Here is a 15,834-nt window from a genome sequence, read left to right as displayed (position 1 = left end):
CCCCAGCACTTGCTCAGACAGCGGCTCTTGAACCATGTCTAATGGGCCTTCTACACCTTGGTAGGTCGCTTGCTCGCTCGAGCCACCTGAGCTCGAGCCGCCACCACCGCCGCAAGCGGTAAGAAGTACCGCAGCGCTTAAGCCGAGCAGGCCAGCGCGATTAAATTTATTAAGTTTGAACATGTTCCGTAACTCCGTAAAAACAGGTATCGAGGTGCCTGCCAACAATAGGGGGAGAGCTGTGCATTCACACCGCCATGCCAACGCCGAAGCGCCTCATCCACTGATGGGGCATGTGTGTACATTGAACCAGCAGTGGGAAATAGGTGAAGTAAGGGAAAACCGAAGTAGACGCGGAAAACCCCGCGCTTTTTGAGACCTGCATCACAAAAAAACGAGTTAACTAAGCTGCCACTCTGCTCACTGTGACACAAACCCACAGTTCACACGCTTCCCTTCTTCACGGCAGTCGCCATAATACCGTTTTGGCAAAGGGAAAGGCTATGACAATTGTAAACTCCGATTGGGACCTGCCCGCCCCGTTCACCCAAAGTCTGAGTGTCGGCCGCGAAGATATTGACGGCCTCGGCCATGTGAACAACGGTGTGTACGTGAGCTGGTGCCAGCGGGTTGGCTGGCAGCATTCCGTCGAGCTTGGGCTAAACCTGGACGACTACCATCAGCTCGATGCCGCAATGGTTATTCGGCATGCCGAATACGACTATGTCGCCGCAGCCTTTTTAGATGAAGAGTGCGAGATAGCCACGTGGTTAACGGCTAGCGACCAGCGCCTGACGATGGAGCGACGCTTTCAGTTAAGACGCTCTCGCGACGGCGTTACCCTTCTTCGGGCGCGCTGGCAGCTGGTATGCATTCGGTTGAGCAACGGCAAGCCGCGCCGAATGCCGCCAGTATTCAACCAGCGCTATGGGCCAGCGGTTATCGCCACAGAAACGTAATTCACAGCCTCCAGATAGCGTGTAGAATGTAGCAATCCCGTAACATAAAGAGAGACACAAGTGAGCCAACAATACGCAGAACACCCCGCCATGTTTCGCAACAAGCCATTCGGCTTCATTCTCGCGCTGCTGTTGGTGCCGGTTGGGATTGGCATTTTGATCCTGCTGTATTGGTACCTTAAATGCAAAGCCACTCGCCTTGAAATCAATGGCAACGAGATCGTGCTTGAGCAGGGACTGCTGAACAAAGACCGCACCGAGCTCAACACGTCGAGTATTCGCACTGTTAAAATCAGTCAGTCTCTAATGAACCGCTTGTTCGGCGTTGGCACCCTGAGCATCTTTACGGCGGGCGACAAGGCCGAAGTGCAGGCTAGCGGTATGCCCCGCCCTGAGGTATTCAGGGAGTTGGTAAAAGCCAGCCAAGTTGACGAGCAATGAGCGCAGACCGCCAGCAAGTCTTAAAAATTGGCGGCCTGCTGCTTGGGCTGCTGCTCCTGCTCGGCGCTGCCACAGCCATGATGCTGCCATTAGTTGCTGGCTTCATTGACCAGCACTTCACCCCAGGCCTCGACTTGCGCAATGCCGCCGTCATCGCTTTTTTTGTAACGGTGGCCACCTTAGTCGTGTTCGCCTTTGCGGCAGGGGATGGCCTGCTCGGTGAGTTGCAGTTCATGCTTAGCGGCTTTGTGAGCTTCTTCCTGATATTTTGGCTATTCATTGCCTGGATATTTTAGTGTTGCAACTCAGCGATCTGATCGCCCTTATTATTCTCTGCATCGTGCTCTACCACCTCTGGGCATCGGTTGGCATACGGGAGCGCTGTCTGATCGCCGTTAAGCGACACTTGGCCGCACAACACCTGCAGTTACTCGATGAGAATATTGCGCTCCGTGCACTGTGGTGGAAGCGCAACCGCAGAGGGCAGATCCAAGTGTGGCGACGCTATCATTTCGAATTCAGTGCTCAAGGCGACGAGCGCTATCAGGGCCGCATCATTACTCTGGGCAAGCAAATTGAAAATATTGAGCTCCAGGCACACCGGCTTCCCGACGAGAGACTCCACTAGCTATGCACGGGCACACACACTATTCTGAAGACCAACGGGTAAGCGCCCGCACCCTGCTAAAGCTGGTACCCTACCTCCGCCCCCATATGCCGCGCATCGGCCTGGCACTGCTGTGCCTCATCGCGGCAAAGCTGGCCAGTGTCGGGCTGCCCTTTGCCTTAAAACATATTGTCGACCACCTGGACACAAGCGGGCTGAACGCACTGACACTCGCGCCCATAGGCCTGCTCTTGGCCTACGGCGGCCTGCGCTTTGCCAACGTATTATTCGGTGAGCTGCGCGATACCCTGTTTGGTCGCGTTACTGAGCGTGCGATGCGGCGCATTGGTCTGTCGGTATTCAAGCACCTGCACCAACTGGATCTGGATTTTCACCTAAACCGCCGCACTGGCGGCCTGTCTCGCGATATCGAACGCGGCACCAATGGCATCAGTTTTTTACTGCGCTTTATGGTATTTAACATCGTGCCGACATTTATTGAGATCGGCATGGTATTGGTACTACTGGGCTGGCAGTACAGCGTGTATTACGCCCTGATCGTATTCCTCGCCGTGGTGAGTTATGTCGGGTTTTCCGTGGTGGCAACGGAGTGGCGCACCGGCTTTATCCGCCGCGCCAATGTTGCCGAATCGCGCAGCAGCAGTCGCGCTGTCGACAGCCTGCTCAACTTCGAAACCGTGAAATACTTTGGCAATGAAGACTACGAAGCCCAGTGCTACGACAACGAGCTGGCGCAGTGGGAGCGCGCGAGACGACAAAACCGTCTCAGCCTGTTTGCCCTGAACGCCGGCCAGGCCTTTATCATTGCAACCGCGATGACATCGGCAATGCTGCTGGCCGCCAAACACACCCTGTCCGGCAGCATGACCATCGGCGATTTTGTGTTGATTAACGCCTTTATGATGCAAATCTTCATGCCGCTGAATTTTCTGGGCTTTGTCTACCGGGAAATGAAAGGCTCAATGGCGAATATTGAAGCGATGTTCGCCCTGCTGCGCCAACGTGCCAGCGTTACCGATAAGGCCGATGCGCCCGCACTATCCGTTCGTGATGCGGAGCTCGAATTCAGCCAGGTTTGCTTTGCTTACGACCGCGATAGGCAGATTCTCCGCGATATCAGTTTCCGCCTGCCGCCCCGCAAAAAAGTCGCCATCGTCGGCAGCAGCGGCGCGGGCAAATCCACCCTGCTGAAACTGCTATTTCGTTTTTACGATGTCGACAGCGGGCAAATTTTAATCGATGGCCAGAACATCGCCACTATCAGCCAACAGTCGCTGCGCAGCGTTCTCGGCATCGTCCCCCAGGATACCGTGCTATTCAATCAAAGCATCCGCGACAATATTCGCTACGGCCGGGTCGATGCCTGCGATGAAGACATCGACGAAGCCATTCGCCTGGCCCATCTGGAAGACTTTATTCAAAGCCTACCCGCTGGCGCCGATACCCTGGTGGGCGAGCGTGGCCTGAAATTATCGGGCGGCGAGAAACAGCGTGTCGCCATTGCCCGGGCACTACTCAAGGGGGCGCCGATTATTGTCTTTGATGAAGCCACCTCATCACTGGACAGCAAATCCGAACAAGCCATTCTTGCCGCCATGCGAGACATCGCCAGACAACACAGTATGCTTGTGATTGCGCACCGGCTGTCGACCGTTGTCGATGCCGATACCATTGTGGTGCTGCACGAGGGCCGTATTGTCGAGCAGGGTAATCATCAACAATTGCTTGCAGCCGAGGGCCACTATGCTCAACTATGGGCACTACAACAACGCCAACGGCAAGGCGACTAAGGGCCGATAAAAGGCTCGACACATAACAATAAAATTCAGCAGGGGGTAACACTATGCACCAGCTTTCCGGCCAAGATGCCATGTTCATCCATACCGAGGCAGCGGGCATACCGCAGCACATCAGTAGCCTCGGCATTTACGATCAATCCAGCGCCGACGGCGGCTTGGTTCGCTTCAAGCAGATTATTGAGTTAATCAGCGCCCGGGCGCCGCTGTCACCGATCTTCACCCGTCAACTGCAGCGCGTGCCCTGGGGCCTGGACCAGCCTTGGTGGGAGGAAGTCGAAGACCCCGATGTCGAACGCCATATCCACCACATGGCACTACCCAAGCCGGGTGACTGGCGGCAGCTGTGTATTCTCGCTGCCCGTATCCACTCGCGTCCGCTCGATATGGAAAAACCGCTCTGGGAAATGTACGTCATCGAGGGCCTGGACAACGTCCCCGGACTCCCGAAGAACTGCTTCGCAGTGCTGCTAAAAGTTCATCATGCTGCTATGGATGGCGCCACGGGGGCGCGTCTGTTGCCCTTGCTTCATGACCTCAGCCCAACCGTTGAAGATATCCCCGTGCCCGACGCTGAACATGAATCCATGCTTACTCGCGGCGACATACTTAAGAAGGCCGCGGCAAATAATCTGCGCAAACCGCTTAAGACCGCCAAATTGGTGGGCAATTTGGTGCCCGCTTGGCAGCGTATACGCCGCGGCAGGAAAGAGAATGACTTTCGAAGCCTCGACGACAAACAGCGCACGCGCTTTCAGGGAAAACTGTCCCCCCACCGCGTGGTCGACTCTGTGAATTTTGACTTCGCCGAGCTACGCAGCATTAAACAGCACTGCGAGGGTGCCACGATTAATGATGTGATGCTGTGCATCGTGTCGGGCGCGCTGCGTCACTACCTCAGCGCCAAGGGGGAATTGCCGGAAAAAACCCTGGTTGGCGGCTGCCCCATTGATGTGCGCAGCGCCGCCGAGCAAAACAGCGGCGGAAACATGGTCGGCTTTATGACCGTGTCACTGTGCAGCACCATCGCCGACCCTATGGAGCGCCTGACCCACATTCAGCAAGCCTCGCTGGAGTCCAAAGCCTATGCCAACGCGCTGGGGCCGCGTGTTGCGGTGGATGTCACTGATGTATTACATGGCGGGGTTCTGCAGCTCGCGCTGCGCGCCGCCTCAAGTACAGGCCTGTCCGAGGCAGCGGTAATTTTTAACACCGTGATAACCAACGTTCCCGGCCCGCGCGAACAACTGTATTTCTGCGGCGCCCGCTTAGTTAATGGCATGAACTTTGGACCGCTGTTGCCCAACGTCGGTCTGTTCCACATTGTTTATTCCAGCGTGCAAAACAAGCGCGGCATCATCGCCCTGTCGTTTACCGCCTGTCGCGATATGATGCCCGATCCCGACTTCTACGGGGAGTGCATCCAGCGCGCTTACGACGAGCTGCGCGAAAGTGCATTAGCCAGCACCGCCGAGCCGGCATAAGTTACCGCGAGCACGCATTACAGCACTATGAACAATAGCCATGACCTGCGACTCATCATCGAGTCGCGCATTCCGATTATTGTTATCGAAACCTGGGAGGAGCGCCGAGCACTGACCCTGCTGAGCAAACTCGGCATTCAACTCGCGAAACCGCTCTATGCCTGGTCTGCAAGCGACGGCTTGCGACGTGCCGACCTAGTGGACTCACCATCGCTGCCGCAAACAACGTCCCCGGAAGCAGCGCTCAAACATATTCGCGCCGCCAATTCACCGGGGCTATACGCCCTGTGTGACTTCCATCCGTATTTGGTCAATGAGCCACTGAATGTGCGCTTGATTAAAGACATTGCCATGCAAGCTGAGGCAGCAAAGCAGTGCCTTATTTTTATCAGTCATGCATTGCAGATTCCTGCGGAATTCAAGCGCATGACGGCGCGCTTCACGCTGTCGATGCCCGAAGACCACAAACTGCTCGCCGCGATTCATCGCGAAGCCCAGCAATTTGCTAAAGACAAAGGGCGTAAGGTCCGCACCGATCGCCGCGCATTGGACAAGCTGGTCAGCAATCTTCGGGGGCTGCCACTGCAAGACGCGCGAAAACTGGCGCGTGGCGCCATTTACCAGGACGGCGCCATCACCGAGTCAGATATTCAGGCCGTCAACAAAGCCAAGTTTCAATTGCTGGATATGGACGGTGTTCTGAGCTTTGAATACGACACGGAGAGTTTTGCCCATGTCGGCGGCCTGCTGCAGCTGCGCGACTGGCTGCAAAAGCGCGAAGCCGCATTTCTGCAAACCCAGGCGGATGCACCCAAGGGCATTATGTTGGTGGGTGTTCAGGGTGGTGGCAAAAGTCTGGCCGCCAAGGCCGTCGCCGGTATGTGGGGCCTGCCCTTGCTGCGCATGGATATGGGGGCACTGTTTAACAAGTATTTTGGCGAGTCTGAGCGCAATGTCCGCGAGGCGCTTGCGCTAGCCGAAACCATGTCACCCTGTGTGCTGTGGATAGATGAAATTGAAAAAGGCATTGTCGCCGATAGCAATGATGGCGGCACCGCCAAACGGGTGTTGGGCACCCTGTTAACGTGGATGGCAGAGCGCCGGCAAGCGGTTTTTGTCGTTGCCACCGCCAACGCCATCCAACACCTGCCGCCCGAATTGATCCGCAAAGGGCGCCTGGATGAAATATTCTTCGTCGACTTGCCCAAACCGGCAATACGCGAAGACATCTTCACCGTTCACCTGGAAAAGCGCGGATACTCAGCCGACAATTTTTCCTTGGAGGTACTCGCTGAGGAAAGCGCAGGGTTTACCGGCGCCGAGATTGAGCAGGCTATTGTCGCCGCTGGCTACACCGCAAACGCCCGCGATGAAGCGCTAAGCACAGCCCACATCGTCGGTGAACTGGGCAACACTGTGCCGCTATCCATCACAATGAGTGAGCGTATTGAAGCCCTTCGCCAATGGTGCAAGGAACGCGCGGTACCCGCCGATTAGCCCCGAAGCTACAACCCGGGCTCGCGCGCCGCGACCTCACGCAGTAACGGCAGCAAGCCATAGGCCTCAAACACGGCTTTGATCTGCTCATCATTGCCGGTGCGTTTGCTCTTGTTGCGCCGCTTTAACGACACCTCCTGGCTGCCTGCGATCACTGGAAAACGCTGCATCCATACCCCACGGCCTTCTAACATGGTGCACACGGTACCCGCTTTCAGGCTCATGGCTTTCAACCATACGTCGTCGGCATTGGGAGCCAGGCGGGAAAAGGCCTCAACGTCATCAATACTGTCGTCAAAACAACCGGGGAAATACAGCACACCACCCACGCCAGTGGGGAAAATCATTAGCGAGCTGTCGCGGTCATCATTGCGCCGCCACCATTGCTTATAGGGCAGCAGTTCGCCCTTTTCATCTAAACGGATGCGATGGCCGCGCGTGCAGTGAATTTCATTGGGCGCTTGTAAGTGAGCGCGATAGAGCTGGTCGACCATGTCCTGCGGGTAAAGAATATCGTCGTCAACCGTGAGTAGTAACGCCTCGGGATATTTCTGCAGGGCGTAGAAGAACTTGGTATAGGGGCCAAGGTCTTTTTCAACAAACTCGATGTCCAGCCCGCGCGCGCATTGACGCTTTAGAATTGCCGGAATGTCGGCATCGCTGAACTCCTCGGCAGACAACCACAGCACGATTCGATCCGGCTTGTGGGACTGCTGAAGCAGACTCTCAATCGTTAAGTAAACATCGTGAATGCGCTTGCTGAAACTGGTTAGCGAAACAACGATGGGGCGCGGTGTATTTTCCGCCACACCACGTTCTGTGCGATGCAAGGCATCGGCCTCAAAGCGCTGGGTTAAGGCCTCAACCCGGCGGTCAATCGCCTCGGCCAATGCGCGTTTTTGGCGCTTTTCCTGGCGGAGTTTTTTCAACATTGTGTAATGATTCCCGTAATCTCTGTCAGAGCGATGGCGTCGCCCAGCTGTGTCACTGTATGCTGCGCACTGTATCAAACCGTGAACAACTATGCCCTTACTTGCTCTACAACACCTCTGCTGCCCCATTGATGGCGAGGCCATGCAGCGCAGCGACCAACAGTGGCGCTGCCCGCGCGGTCACAGCTTTGATATTGCTCGTCAAGGTTACATCAACTTGCTGCCGGTACAGCACAAAAAATCCAAGGACCCCGGCGACAGCAAAGCCATGGTCAATGCGCGCAAGCAATTTTTGGATCGCGGTATATACCAGCCCATTGCCGATGCCATCACGCAGCTATTGCTCGACGAATTCGGCGAGGCAGCGTCATGCAGCGTCTTGGACGCTGGCTGCGGCGATGGCTACTACCTCAACAATCTCGCACAGGCGCTGGCCGACCGGGGCGACAACGTCACGGCAACGGGTTTGGATATTTCAAAGTGGGCGCTGCGTTGCTGTCTGCAGCGCAACCGCTCACTAAACGGCATTGTTGCCAGCAATCGCAGCGTGCCGCTGCCCACCGCCAGCCAGAACATTGTCCTCTGCGCCTTCGGCTTTCCGGTGTACAGCGAATTTTCACGGCTACTGCGCGACGGCGGCTACTACTTGCAGGTGGACAGCGGCCCCGACCACTTACTGGAATTGCGGGAAAAGCTGTATGCCGAATTGCGGCGCAGCGAGCCACCGAACCTGGATAAGGCAGAACAACTTATCGGCCCCTTACACAGGCGAGTGCGCGTCCACCAACAAACCCGCGCATTGTCACGCAGCGAGCTTGAAGAGCTGCTAAGCATGACACCCCACAACTACCGCGCCACCCACGAGGCTCGGCAAGCGCTGTTAAGCAGTGCACCGATGTCACTAACCCTGGATGTAGAGCTGCGGTTATTGCGCTGCCATGGCGCTTTTGGGGAAGGCCCGGGGAATGAATAGGGCCGCTCGCAGTCTATTGATCGCGGCGCATTGCTAAACCACGGCCCTGCAGCGCTTGAAAATGGCACAAATGCCCCCACCATCGGGCACATAAGAATATTGTCACAGGTAGACCTTAAATGACCGAACACCAACACATCAGCCAGCTCCACGACTGGTTGAACAGCCAGATTATCGGCCAGCAGCAACTCACCCAACGCCTGCTTATTGCCCTGTTGGCAGACGGCCACCTGCTGGTTGAAGGCGCCCCCGGCCTGGCGAAAACCAAGGCGATCAAAACCCTCTCCGATGCAATAGAGGGCAGCTTCCAGCGCATTCAGTTCACCCCGGACCTGCTACCTGGCGATGTCACCGGTAGCGAAATCTATCGCCCCGAAACCGGCGTGTTTGAGTTCCAGCGCGGCCCCATATTCCACAATCTGTTGCTGGCCGACGAGATCAACCGGGCCCCGGCTAAAGTGCAATCCGCACTGCTGGAAGCCATGGCGGAAAGGCAGGTCAGCGTCGGCAGCCACAGCTACGCCCTGGACTCCTTGTTCTTGGTAATGGCAACCCAAAACCCGCTTGAGCAAGAGGGCACCTACCCACTGCCAGAGGCCCAGCTCGACCGCTTCCTGATGCATGTCAATGTCGACTACCCCAGCGCAGAAGCCGAGCTGGCCATACTGCGCAGCGTACGCAACGAGGCCCAGGGCGAGCAAAGCGCCGCCCCGCAAATTAGTCAGCAGGCGATATTTTCGGCAAGACAGCAGGCTTTGGATATTCATATGGCCGATGCCGTGGAGCAGTACATCGTGCAACTAGTCATCGCGACGCGCAATGCTGGCCAGTGGGATCAACAACTCGACCAGTGGCTCGATGTCGGCGCCAGCCCGCGAGCCACCATCGCCCTGGACCGCTGCTCCCGTGCCCATGCCTGGCTGGCCGGCCGCGACTACGTTAGCCCGGACGATGTCCAAGCTGTTGCCCACGACGTGCTCCGCCACCGTTTAATTATCAGCTTTGCCGCCGAGGCAGAGGGCGTTGCCCGCGACCAATTGATAGACCGACTGATTCATTGCGTACCCGTTGCCTAAACCGCTATGGCCAAAGCGACGTCTTCAACAGAATCGATGAACTACGTAGTTCGCGGTGCGAGTGTTAACCGCGCTGCGCTGATAGCCGCCAGACTGACCGCACGGCAACTTCGCCTGCGCCAACAACGGCGCCACGTCGCCCGACAAACCGGCAATCACCCGGCGCCCTTCAAAGGTCGCGGTTTAAGCTTCCAACAACTGCGCGCTTACCAGGGCGGCGACGAGATTCGCCACATCGACTGGCGGGTAACCGCGCGCACCACAAAGCCGCACACCCGCGTGTTTGAAGAAGAGCGCGAGCGGCCGATTGTTATTTGCCTGGACCAGCGTCGGCCGATGGCCTTTGGCAGCCGCCATTGCTTTAAGTCAGTCATGGCCTGCCACGCCGCGGCGCTGCTGGCATGGAATGGTCTGGACAGCAATGACCGAGTCGGCGGCCTTATTTTTTCCGACGACCGCCACAACGAGTTCCGCCCAAAGCGTAGCAGCCGAGCAGTACTGCACTTGTTAAACAGCGCCTGCGAGTACAGCGAGCGGCTACTCCAAGCGCCCGCTGCGGATAAGCAACCCCTATCGTCAGCGCTAGAGGAACTTCGGCGTATCACCAGGCCGGGCTCGTCAGTGTTTATCTTGAGCGATTTTCACGACTACGATGACCAGGCCCACAAGCAATTGCTGTTGCTGTCACGTCACAACGACATTGTCGCGCTGGGCATCAACGACCCGCTCGAGCTGCGCTTGCCGCTGCAAGGTGCGCTGCCCCTCAGCGATGGCCAGCAGCGTTCGGTCATTAATATCGACCAGCGGCTACAACAGCACTACCGCGATCACATTGCACAGGCCCAGCAAGCGCTTCAACAACAACTGCGTCAGCTGGGTGTTGTTTTGCTACCACTGAGTACCGATGACGACCTACTGGAAATCCTCAGCAGGGAGATCCGGCTAACATGACGCCAAGGCCCACAGACCCATTGGTCCAACTCGCCGACATTCACCTACCGCCACCGCCCGCTGATTTTCCCTGGGCCTGGGGCTGGTTTGCCCTGCTCGGACTGGCGTTATTGTTCGCCCTCGCCGGTGCGCTGTATTGGCGCCGCTGCTACAACCGCAACGCCTATCGCCGCGCCGCGCTGGCCGAACTCGAAAAGCTCTCACAACAAGGCGATGATAGCCTTTACGCCGCAAGCGCCAATCAATTGCTGCGCCGAGTCGCTTTACAGCTTGATGGCCAACGCGCCGCTACTGCGCGAGGCGATACCTGGTGCGAGCTATTAAATAGTTACTGCAAGTACCCGGTGTTTACTTCCGAGGAGATTGCCGAACTGGAGACTGCCGCTTATCAGGCAACGGCACAGCTGACTGATCGCGACGGGCTGTATAAGTCAGTAAGCACATGGCTACGCACGCACAGGAGAGCGAAGGGATGCTGAGTTTACAGTGGCCATGGCTGCTGTTGCTGCTGCCCCTGCCACTCATCGTTAGGGCACTGAGCAAGCCCCCAAGCGAGCAGGCCGCTCGAAGCGCCCTGCGAGTGCCGTTTTACCACCAACTGCTGCAGCTTCGCGACCGCGAAAGCCTCAGCATAAAAAACACCAAAAGCCCGCTTGTCATTGCACATTGGCTGCTCTGGCTCAGTCTGCTTGTCGCCGCCAGTGGCCCACATTGGGTGGGTGAGCCTCAGGCGCTTCCCAGCACCGGCAGGGATCTAATGCTGGCGGTCGATATCTCAGGATCGATGGCCCAGCAAGATATGAAAGTTCAAGGCAGCGCCCTGCCTCGCATTACTGTGGTAAAGGCAGTCGTCAACGAATTTGTTCGCCAGCGCCAAGGCGACAAGCTCGGACTCATACTATTCGGCTCGCGCGCCTACATTCAATCTCCGCTCTCTTTCGACTTGGCGACTCTCGGCCAGTTAATGGACGAGGCCCAGGTTGGCTTCGCTGGCAAACAAACCGCCATCGGCGATGCCATTGGCTTTGCCATCAAACGACTGCGCAAACGTCCGGAAAACAGCCGCGTGGTAATTTTATTAACTGACGGTGCCGACACCGCCAGCACCCTACCGCCCTTAGAGGCGGCCGCCGTAGCCCAGCGGGAGAATATCCGCATTTACACCATTGGTGTCGGGGCAACGGAAATGGAAGTACCAGGGCTTTTTGGCAGTCGGCTGGGGGCGCGCAAAATTAACCCCTCTGCCGACCTGGATGAAAAAACACTGCGAGAGATCGCCCACCAAACTGGAGGCGAATATTACCGCGCGCGCAACACAGAAGAACTGCAAGCGGCCTACAATGCCATTGCCGCACTAGAGCCAATTGAGCAGGAACAGCAACAAATTCGGCCGCGACGCTCCCTCCTCCACTGGCCGTTGACCGCTGCGCTAATAACAGCGCTGTCGATTGCCCTGGCGCAAAGGAGATCGCAATGATAACGCTACACTGGTTGCGTCCCGAGTGGGTGTGGAGCGCACTGCCAATACTACTGTGCTTGTGGCTGCACCTTCGCCAGCAGCGCTCGGCGCAGCAGTGGCAGCAATTTATCGACCCGAGCTTATTGCCCCACCTCCTTGAGCAGCCGCAAGGCCGCTATTCTCGGCGCCTGTGGCCAGTGTTCTTTGCGGGGCTGTTGTGCTGGCTAGCGCTGATGGGGCCGAGCTGGCAACGCCTGCCCAGCCCCGTATTGGAAGACCGAGGCGGCTTGGCGATTGTGCTGGACCTGTCACCCTCCATGCTTGCCGAAGACCTACAACCGTCGCGCCTGCAGCGGGCTAAATATGCCATACGCGATCTGCTGGCACTGCGCGCCGACGGCCAAACAGGCTTGGTGGCCAGTGCGGGCGACGCCTTTGTGGTAGCGCCGCTCACCGATGATGGCAACACCCTCAATACGCTGCTGCCCTCCCTCCATCCAGCTATGATGCCTGTGCAAGGCAGCAACCCCCTTAGCGGACTCGTCCAGGCGCAGCAGCTACTCGACAATGCGGGCAGCCCCAGCGGCCACATTCTGCTTATCGGCGATGGCTTTTCTGCACAGCAGCTAAAGGGGCTGGAGGGCTTTGTCGACCAGTCCTCTTACCCGGTTTCAATTATCGGTGTGGGCAGTGAACAGGGCGCGCCTATCCCCCTGCCGGAAGGGGGCTTTTTAAAGGACTCACAAGGCAACACCATCGTCGCCAGTATGCCAGAGGCCTTGATGCAGGCCCTGGCCCGCAAGGCCGGGGGGCAGTACATTAACTTAAGCGCCCCACTGGGCGATTCCGCCCTGCGCAAACTGGCAGCGGGCAGCCAACAATTTGAAGAGAGTACACAGCAGCAAACCTTCGAGCAGTGGCAAGACGGCGGCCAGTGGTTAGCCGTGCTCCTGCTGCCCTGTGCCCTGCTCGCCTTCCGGCGCGGTGCCATGCTGATTGTATTCCTCGCGATACTCACCCAGCCCGAGCACAGCTATGCGCTGGACTGGCAGCACCCGTGGAAAACAGCCGATCAACAAGCAATGCAGCGCTTTCAGGATGCGCCCGCAGAAGCCGCCGACATGTTCCGCGATCCAATGTGGCGCGGCAGCGCCCACTATCGCGCCGGCAACTATGCCGCGGCGGCGGATGCTTTCGCAGAGCGAGACTCCGCTGACGCTCACTATAACCGTGGCAACGCACTGGCCAAGGCGGGAAAACTGGACGAGGCCTTGAAGGCCTACGATCAAGCATTACAACGCCAGCCCGACATGGCCGATGCCAAAGCCAACAAGGCATTAGTAGAGCAATTAACAGAACAACAGCAGCAAGGCGGCGGCCAAGGATCTGAAAACCAGGGTTCTGAAAACGAAGGTTCTGAAAATCAGAACTCTGAAAACCAGAGCTCTCAAAATCAAGACGCTGATAACCAAGAACAAGGCGACGCCGGTGCGCCGAACCAGGCAAATCAAGGCGGCGACCCGCAAAGTAACAACGCGACGGCTGACAACAATGCCACCAACGCAGGCGAAAACCCGCAACAGTCGTCGGGGGAACAGCAAGCCGCCCCATCAGAGGATCCAGGCACCGACGACTCCGACGCCGCACCTGCTTCAGAAAACACAGCGAACCAGAAGGCTCTCGCCGAGCAGCACGCGCAACAACGCGGTGAGAATGACGATGCGCAAAACGACGCCTTCGCCCGACAAAGCGACGGCACTACACCCACTGAAAATGCCAAAGCAGCGCCTGCTGCCGGTGCCGCTCAGGCGCCGCTGTCAGAGGAAGAACAGGCGCAAGAGCAGTGGCTGAGAAATATTCCTGACAGCTCGGATACGCTGCTTCGCAACAAATTCCAATACCAATATGATCAGCGCCGCCGCCAAGGCGAGCTGCCGGAGGCCGAAAACTATGCCCCGTATTAAGTATCTAGCGACCTTGTGGCTGAGCTTTTTTGCGCTTTGCTGTAGCGGCCTCGCGCAGGCCGAGACCACAGTACGTGCCACGGTTGACCGCAATCAAGTCGCCCTGGAGGAAACCCTCAACCTCACCTTGTCAGCCGACAGCATTTTATTCAGCGGCGAGCCCGATGTAAGCGAGCTGAGCACTGATTTCCATATTCTGAACCGACAGCAGAGCAGCCGCACCAATATCGTCAACGGCAAAATCAGCAGCAGCCGTCAGTGGGACTACACGCTGGCCCCGAAACGCGAAGGCGACCTGACCATCCCCGCCATCACCATGGGCAACAAACAAACCAAGGCCATAAGTATCCGCGTCACGCCGTCAAACAGCGCGCGACGCCAGAATACTGACAATCGCCAAGTGTGGTTAGAGGCGGATATCACGCCGCGTCGCGGCTATGTTCAGCAAATGCTGGAATACAGCGTCAAGCTATACAGCTCGGTGAATTTTCTCGACGCCACCCTGGATCCCCTGGAAGTCGACAATGCCCTGGTCGAATCACTAGGGGAGAGTCGTTACCGCCAACGCATTGATGGCCGCAGCTTTCAGGTTATTGAACGCCGCTACGCCGTTTTTCCTCAGCGCAGTGGCACATTGGAGATACCTGCGTTGACGCTGCAAGCGCGCGTGGAAAGCTACCGCCCTTCACTGTTAGACCCAGGCCGTTTACTGGTACGTCGCAGCCCCCCCATGGAGATTGATATTCAATCTCCACCGGCAGACTTCGACGGCGCACTATGGCTGCCCGCGGGCAACGTAGAGATTTTTGAAGAGTGGAGCAGTGACCCCGAACAACTGCAGGTGGGCGAGTCGACTACCCGTCGCGTGGATATTCGCGCCGAGGGGCTGATGGCAGCGCAGCTACCTGCACTGCCTCGCTACGACCTGGCAGGGGCCAAGCTCTACCCTGACCAGCCAGTGCTGCAAAATAACAAAGATGAACAAATACTGGTCGGCCTGCGCAGCGAATCCACGGCGATAATCGCCAATGAAGCCGGGCGCTACACCCTACCCGAAATAAAGCTTGCCTGGTGGAACACGCGCACTAACCGCGCCGAGCTTGCGGTATTACCCGCCCGGGAGTTAGTTGTAAGCCCCGCACCGGGCGCGTCCGGTGATGAGGCCATCGAAACCGCAGCGTCGCATGCTGCGCCCTCGGCAACCCCGCTCAGTGGCCCGGCAACCAGCGCACACACGGCACTGACACCCTACCGGATAATTATTGCCCTATTAATTTGCACCAATCTTCTCTGCCTGTGGGCGCTGCTCCGTCGTCGTGATCGCACAGAGCCTCCTCTCCGGGATGTTGAGAAGAAGAATGACCAACACGAAAAGGCGGCTTACCAAAGGCTGAAAAAGGCGTGCAAACAGCGCGATGCCCGCGCCGCGAGAGCGGCGTTACAAGACTGGGCCTCTCACCAGCAGGACGGCTATCGCAGTTTAGCGGAGCTCGTCGCCCACGAACCCACCTTTGCCACTCACGTTGACAATATCAACGCCGAACTTTATCGCGCCGCCGAGCCCTGTGTGGATTACGCCGCGTTGCTACAGACCGCAGCGACCTACAGAAAGCAGCAGGCCGAGAGTCCCGCCAAACCGGCCCTCGCGCCGCTGTACAAGAGCCTATGAGCACT

Annotated in this window: 16 protein-coding genes; 14 read left to right on the top strand and 2 right to left on the bottom strand. The window is 57.5% G+C overall.

The annotated features are described in order from the left end of the window. Positions 1-183 (bottom strand): hypothetical protein (locus HNR64_RS03290; protein ID WP_204995124.1); only part of this gene is annotated, 183 nt, incomplete at its 3' end. Between the two features lie 320 nt (positions 184-503). Here HNR64_RS03290 and HNR64_RS03285 point away from each other — a divergent pair. From HNR64_RS03285 to HNR64_RS03255, 7 genes are read left to right on the top strand one after another with little or no spacing between them, the layout of a single operon-like run. Next, entirely contained in the window at positions 504-959 is a 456-nt protein-coding gene (locus HNR64_RS03285) for an acyl-CoA thioesterase (RefSeq protein WP_204995123.1), read from the top strand. A 60-nt stretch (positions 960-1,019) separates the two neighbouring features. Continuing rightward, positions 1,020-1,400, top strand: a complete 381-nt coding sequence (locus HNR64_RS03280; protein WP_286694360.1) for a PH domain-containing protein — start codon at positions 1,020-1,022, stop codon at positions 1,398-1,400. Beyond that, positions 1,397-1,696: a hypothetical protein gene (locus tag HNR64_RS03275; RefSeq protein ID WP_204995122.1), complete on the top strand. Its 300-nt coding sequence runs from the start codon at positions 1,397-1,399 to the stop codon at positions 1,694-1,696. Before HNR64_RS03280 ends, HNR64_RS03275 begins: the two co-directional genes overlap by 4 nt. After that, positions 1,696-2,028: a DUF3301 domain-containing protein gene (locus tag HNR64_RS03270; RefSeq protein ID WP_204995121.1), complete on the top strand. Its 333-nt coding sequence runs from the start codon at positions 1,696-1,698 to the stop codon at positions 2,026-2,028. Before HNR64_RS03275 ends, HNR64_RS03270 begins: the two co-directional genes overlap by 1 nt. 2 nt (positions 2,029-2,030) lie before the next feature. Further along, on the top strand, positions 2,031-3,818 hold the full coding sequence (locus HNR64_RS03265) for an ABCB family ABC transporter ATP-binding protein/permease (RefSeq protein WP_204995120.1): 1,788 nt from the start codon (positions 2,031-2,033) through the stop codon (positions 3,816-3,818). A 53-nt stretch (positions 3,819-3,871) separates the two neighbouring features. Next, positions 3,872-5,308 carry a wax ester/triacylglycerol synthase family O-acyltransferase gene (locus HNR64_RS03260; RefSeq protein ID WP_204995119.1) on the top strand — a complete coding sequence of 479 codons (1,437 nt, stop codon included), beginning with the start codon at positions 3,872-3,874 and terminating at the stop codon, positions 5,306-5,308. A gap of 27 nt (positions 5,309-5,335) precedes the next feature. Further along, positions 5,336-6,805 (top strand): AAA family ATPase, encoded by a 1,470-nt coding sequence (locus tag HNR64_RS03255; RefSeq protein ID WP_204995118.1) that lies wholly within the window; start codon positions 5,336-5,338, stop codon positions 6,803-6,805. Positions 6,806-6,813: 8 nt separating this feature from the next. On the opposite strand, the gene HNR64_RS03250 is transcribed toward HNR64_RS03255, so the two are convergent. Further along, complete coding sequence (locus HNR64_RS03250; RefSeq protein WP_204995117.1) at positions 6,814-7,737, bottom strand: glycosyltransferase family A protein; 924 nt, start codon at positions 7,735-7,737, stop codon at positions 6,814-6,816. A gap of 91 nt (positions 7,738-7,828) precedes the next feature. Between HNR64_RS03250 and HNR64_RS03245 the strand changes: the two genes are divergently transcribed. The 7 genes from HNR64_RS03245 to HNR64_RS03215 all read left to right on the top strand — a co-directional run bounded on the left by HNR64_RS03245 (position 7,829) and on the right by HNR64_RS03215 (position 15,829). Continuing rightward, the gene (locus HNR64_RS03245) at positions 7,829-8,710 is read left to right on the top strand and encodes a putative RNA methyltransferase (protein WP_204995116.1); all 882 of its coding nucleotides are present in this window, start codon (positions 7,829-7,831) and stop codon (positions 8,708-8,710) included. A 119-nt stretch (positions 8,711-8,829) separates the two neighbouring features. Next, positions 8,830-9,786 (top strand): AAA family ATPase, encoded by a 957-nt coding sequence (locus tag HNR64_RS03240; RefSeq protein ID WP_204995115.1) that lies wholly within the window; start codon positions 8,830-8,832, stop codon positions 9,784-9,786. Positions 9,787-9,822: 36 nt separating this feature from the next. Beyond that, a complete protein-coding gene (locus HNR64_RS03235; RefSeq protein WP_204995114.1) occupies positions 9,823-10,737 on the top strand; it encodes a DUF58 domain-containing protein in 915 nt (304 codons plus the stop codon). Beyond that, positions 10,734-11,216: a DUF4381 domain-containing protein gene (locus tag HNR64_RS03230; RefSeq protein WP_204995113.1), complete on the top strand. Its 483-nt coding sequence runs from the start codon at positions 10,734-10,736 to the stop codon at positions 11,214-11,216. The genes HNR64_RS03235 and HNR64_RS03230 overlap by 4 nt, the downstream gene beginning before the upstream one ends. Next, positions 11,210-12,214: a VWA domain-containing protein gene (locus HNR64_RS03225; RefSeq protein ID WP_204995112.1), complete on the top strand. Its 1,005-nt coding sequence runs from the start codon at positions 11,210-11,212 to the stop codon at positions 12,212-12,214. The genes HNR64_RS03230 and HNR64_RS03225 overlap by 7 nt, the downstream gene beginning before the upstream one ends. After that, positions 12,211-14,160 carry a vWA domain-containing protein gene (locus HNR64_RS03220; protein WP_204995111.1) on the top strand — a complete coding sequence of 650 codons (1,950 nt, stop codon included), beginning with the start codon at positions 12,211-12,213 and terminating at the stop codon, positions 14,158-14,160. The genes HNR64_RS03225 and HNR64_RS03220 overlap by 4 nt, the downstream gene beginning before the upstream one ends. After that, entirely contained in the window at positions 14,147-15,829 is a 1,683-nt protein-coding gene (locus tag HNR64_RS03215) for a BatD family protein (RefSeq protein ID WP_204995110.1), read from the top strand. Before HNR64_RS03220 ends, HNR64_RS03215 begins: the two co-directional genes overlap by 14 nt. Positions 15,830-15,834: the final 5 nt, after the last annotated feature.

It is taken from the genome of Spongiibacter marinus (assembly GCF_016906995.1).
GTDB lineage: Bacteria > Pseudomonadota > Gammaproteobacteria > Pseudomonadales > Spongiibacteraceae > Spongiibacter > Spongiibacter marinus.
Note: the sequence above shows the minus strand (reverse complement) of the source record. Positions and strands in the feature narration are given on the sequence as shown.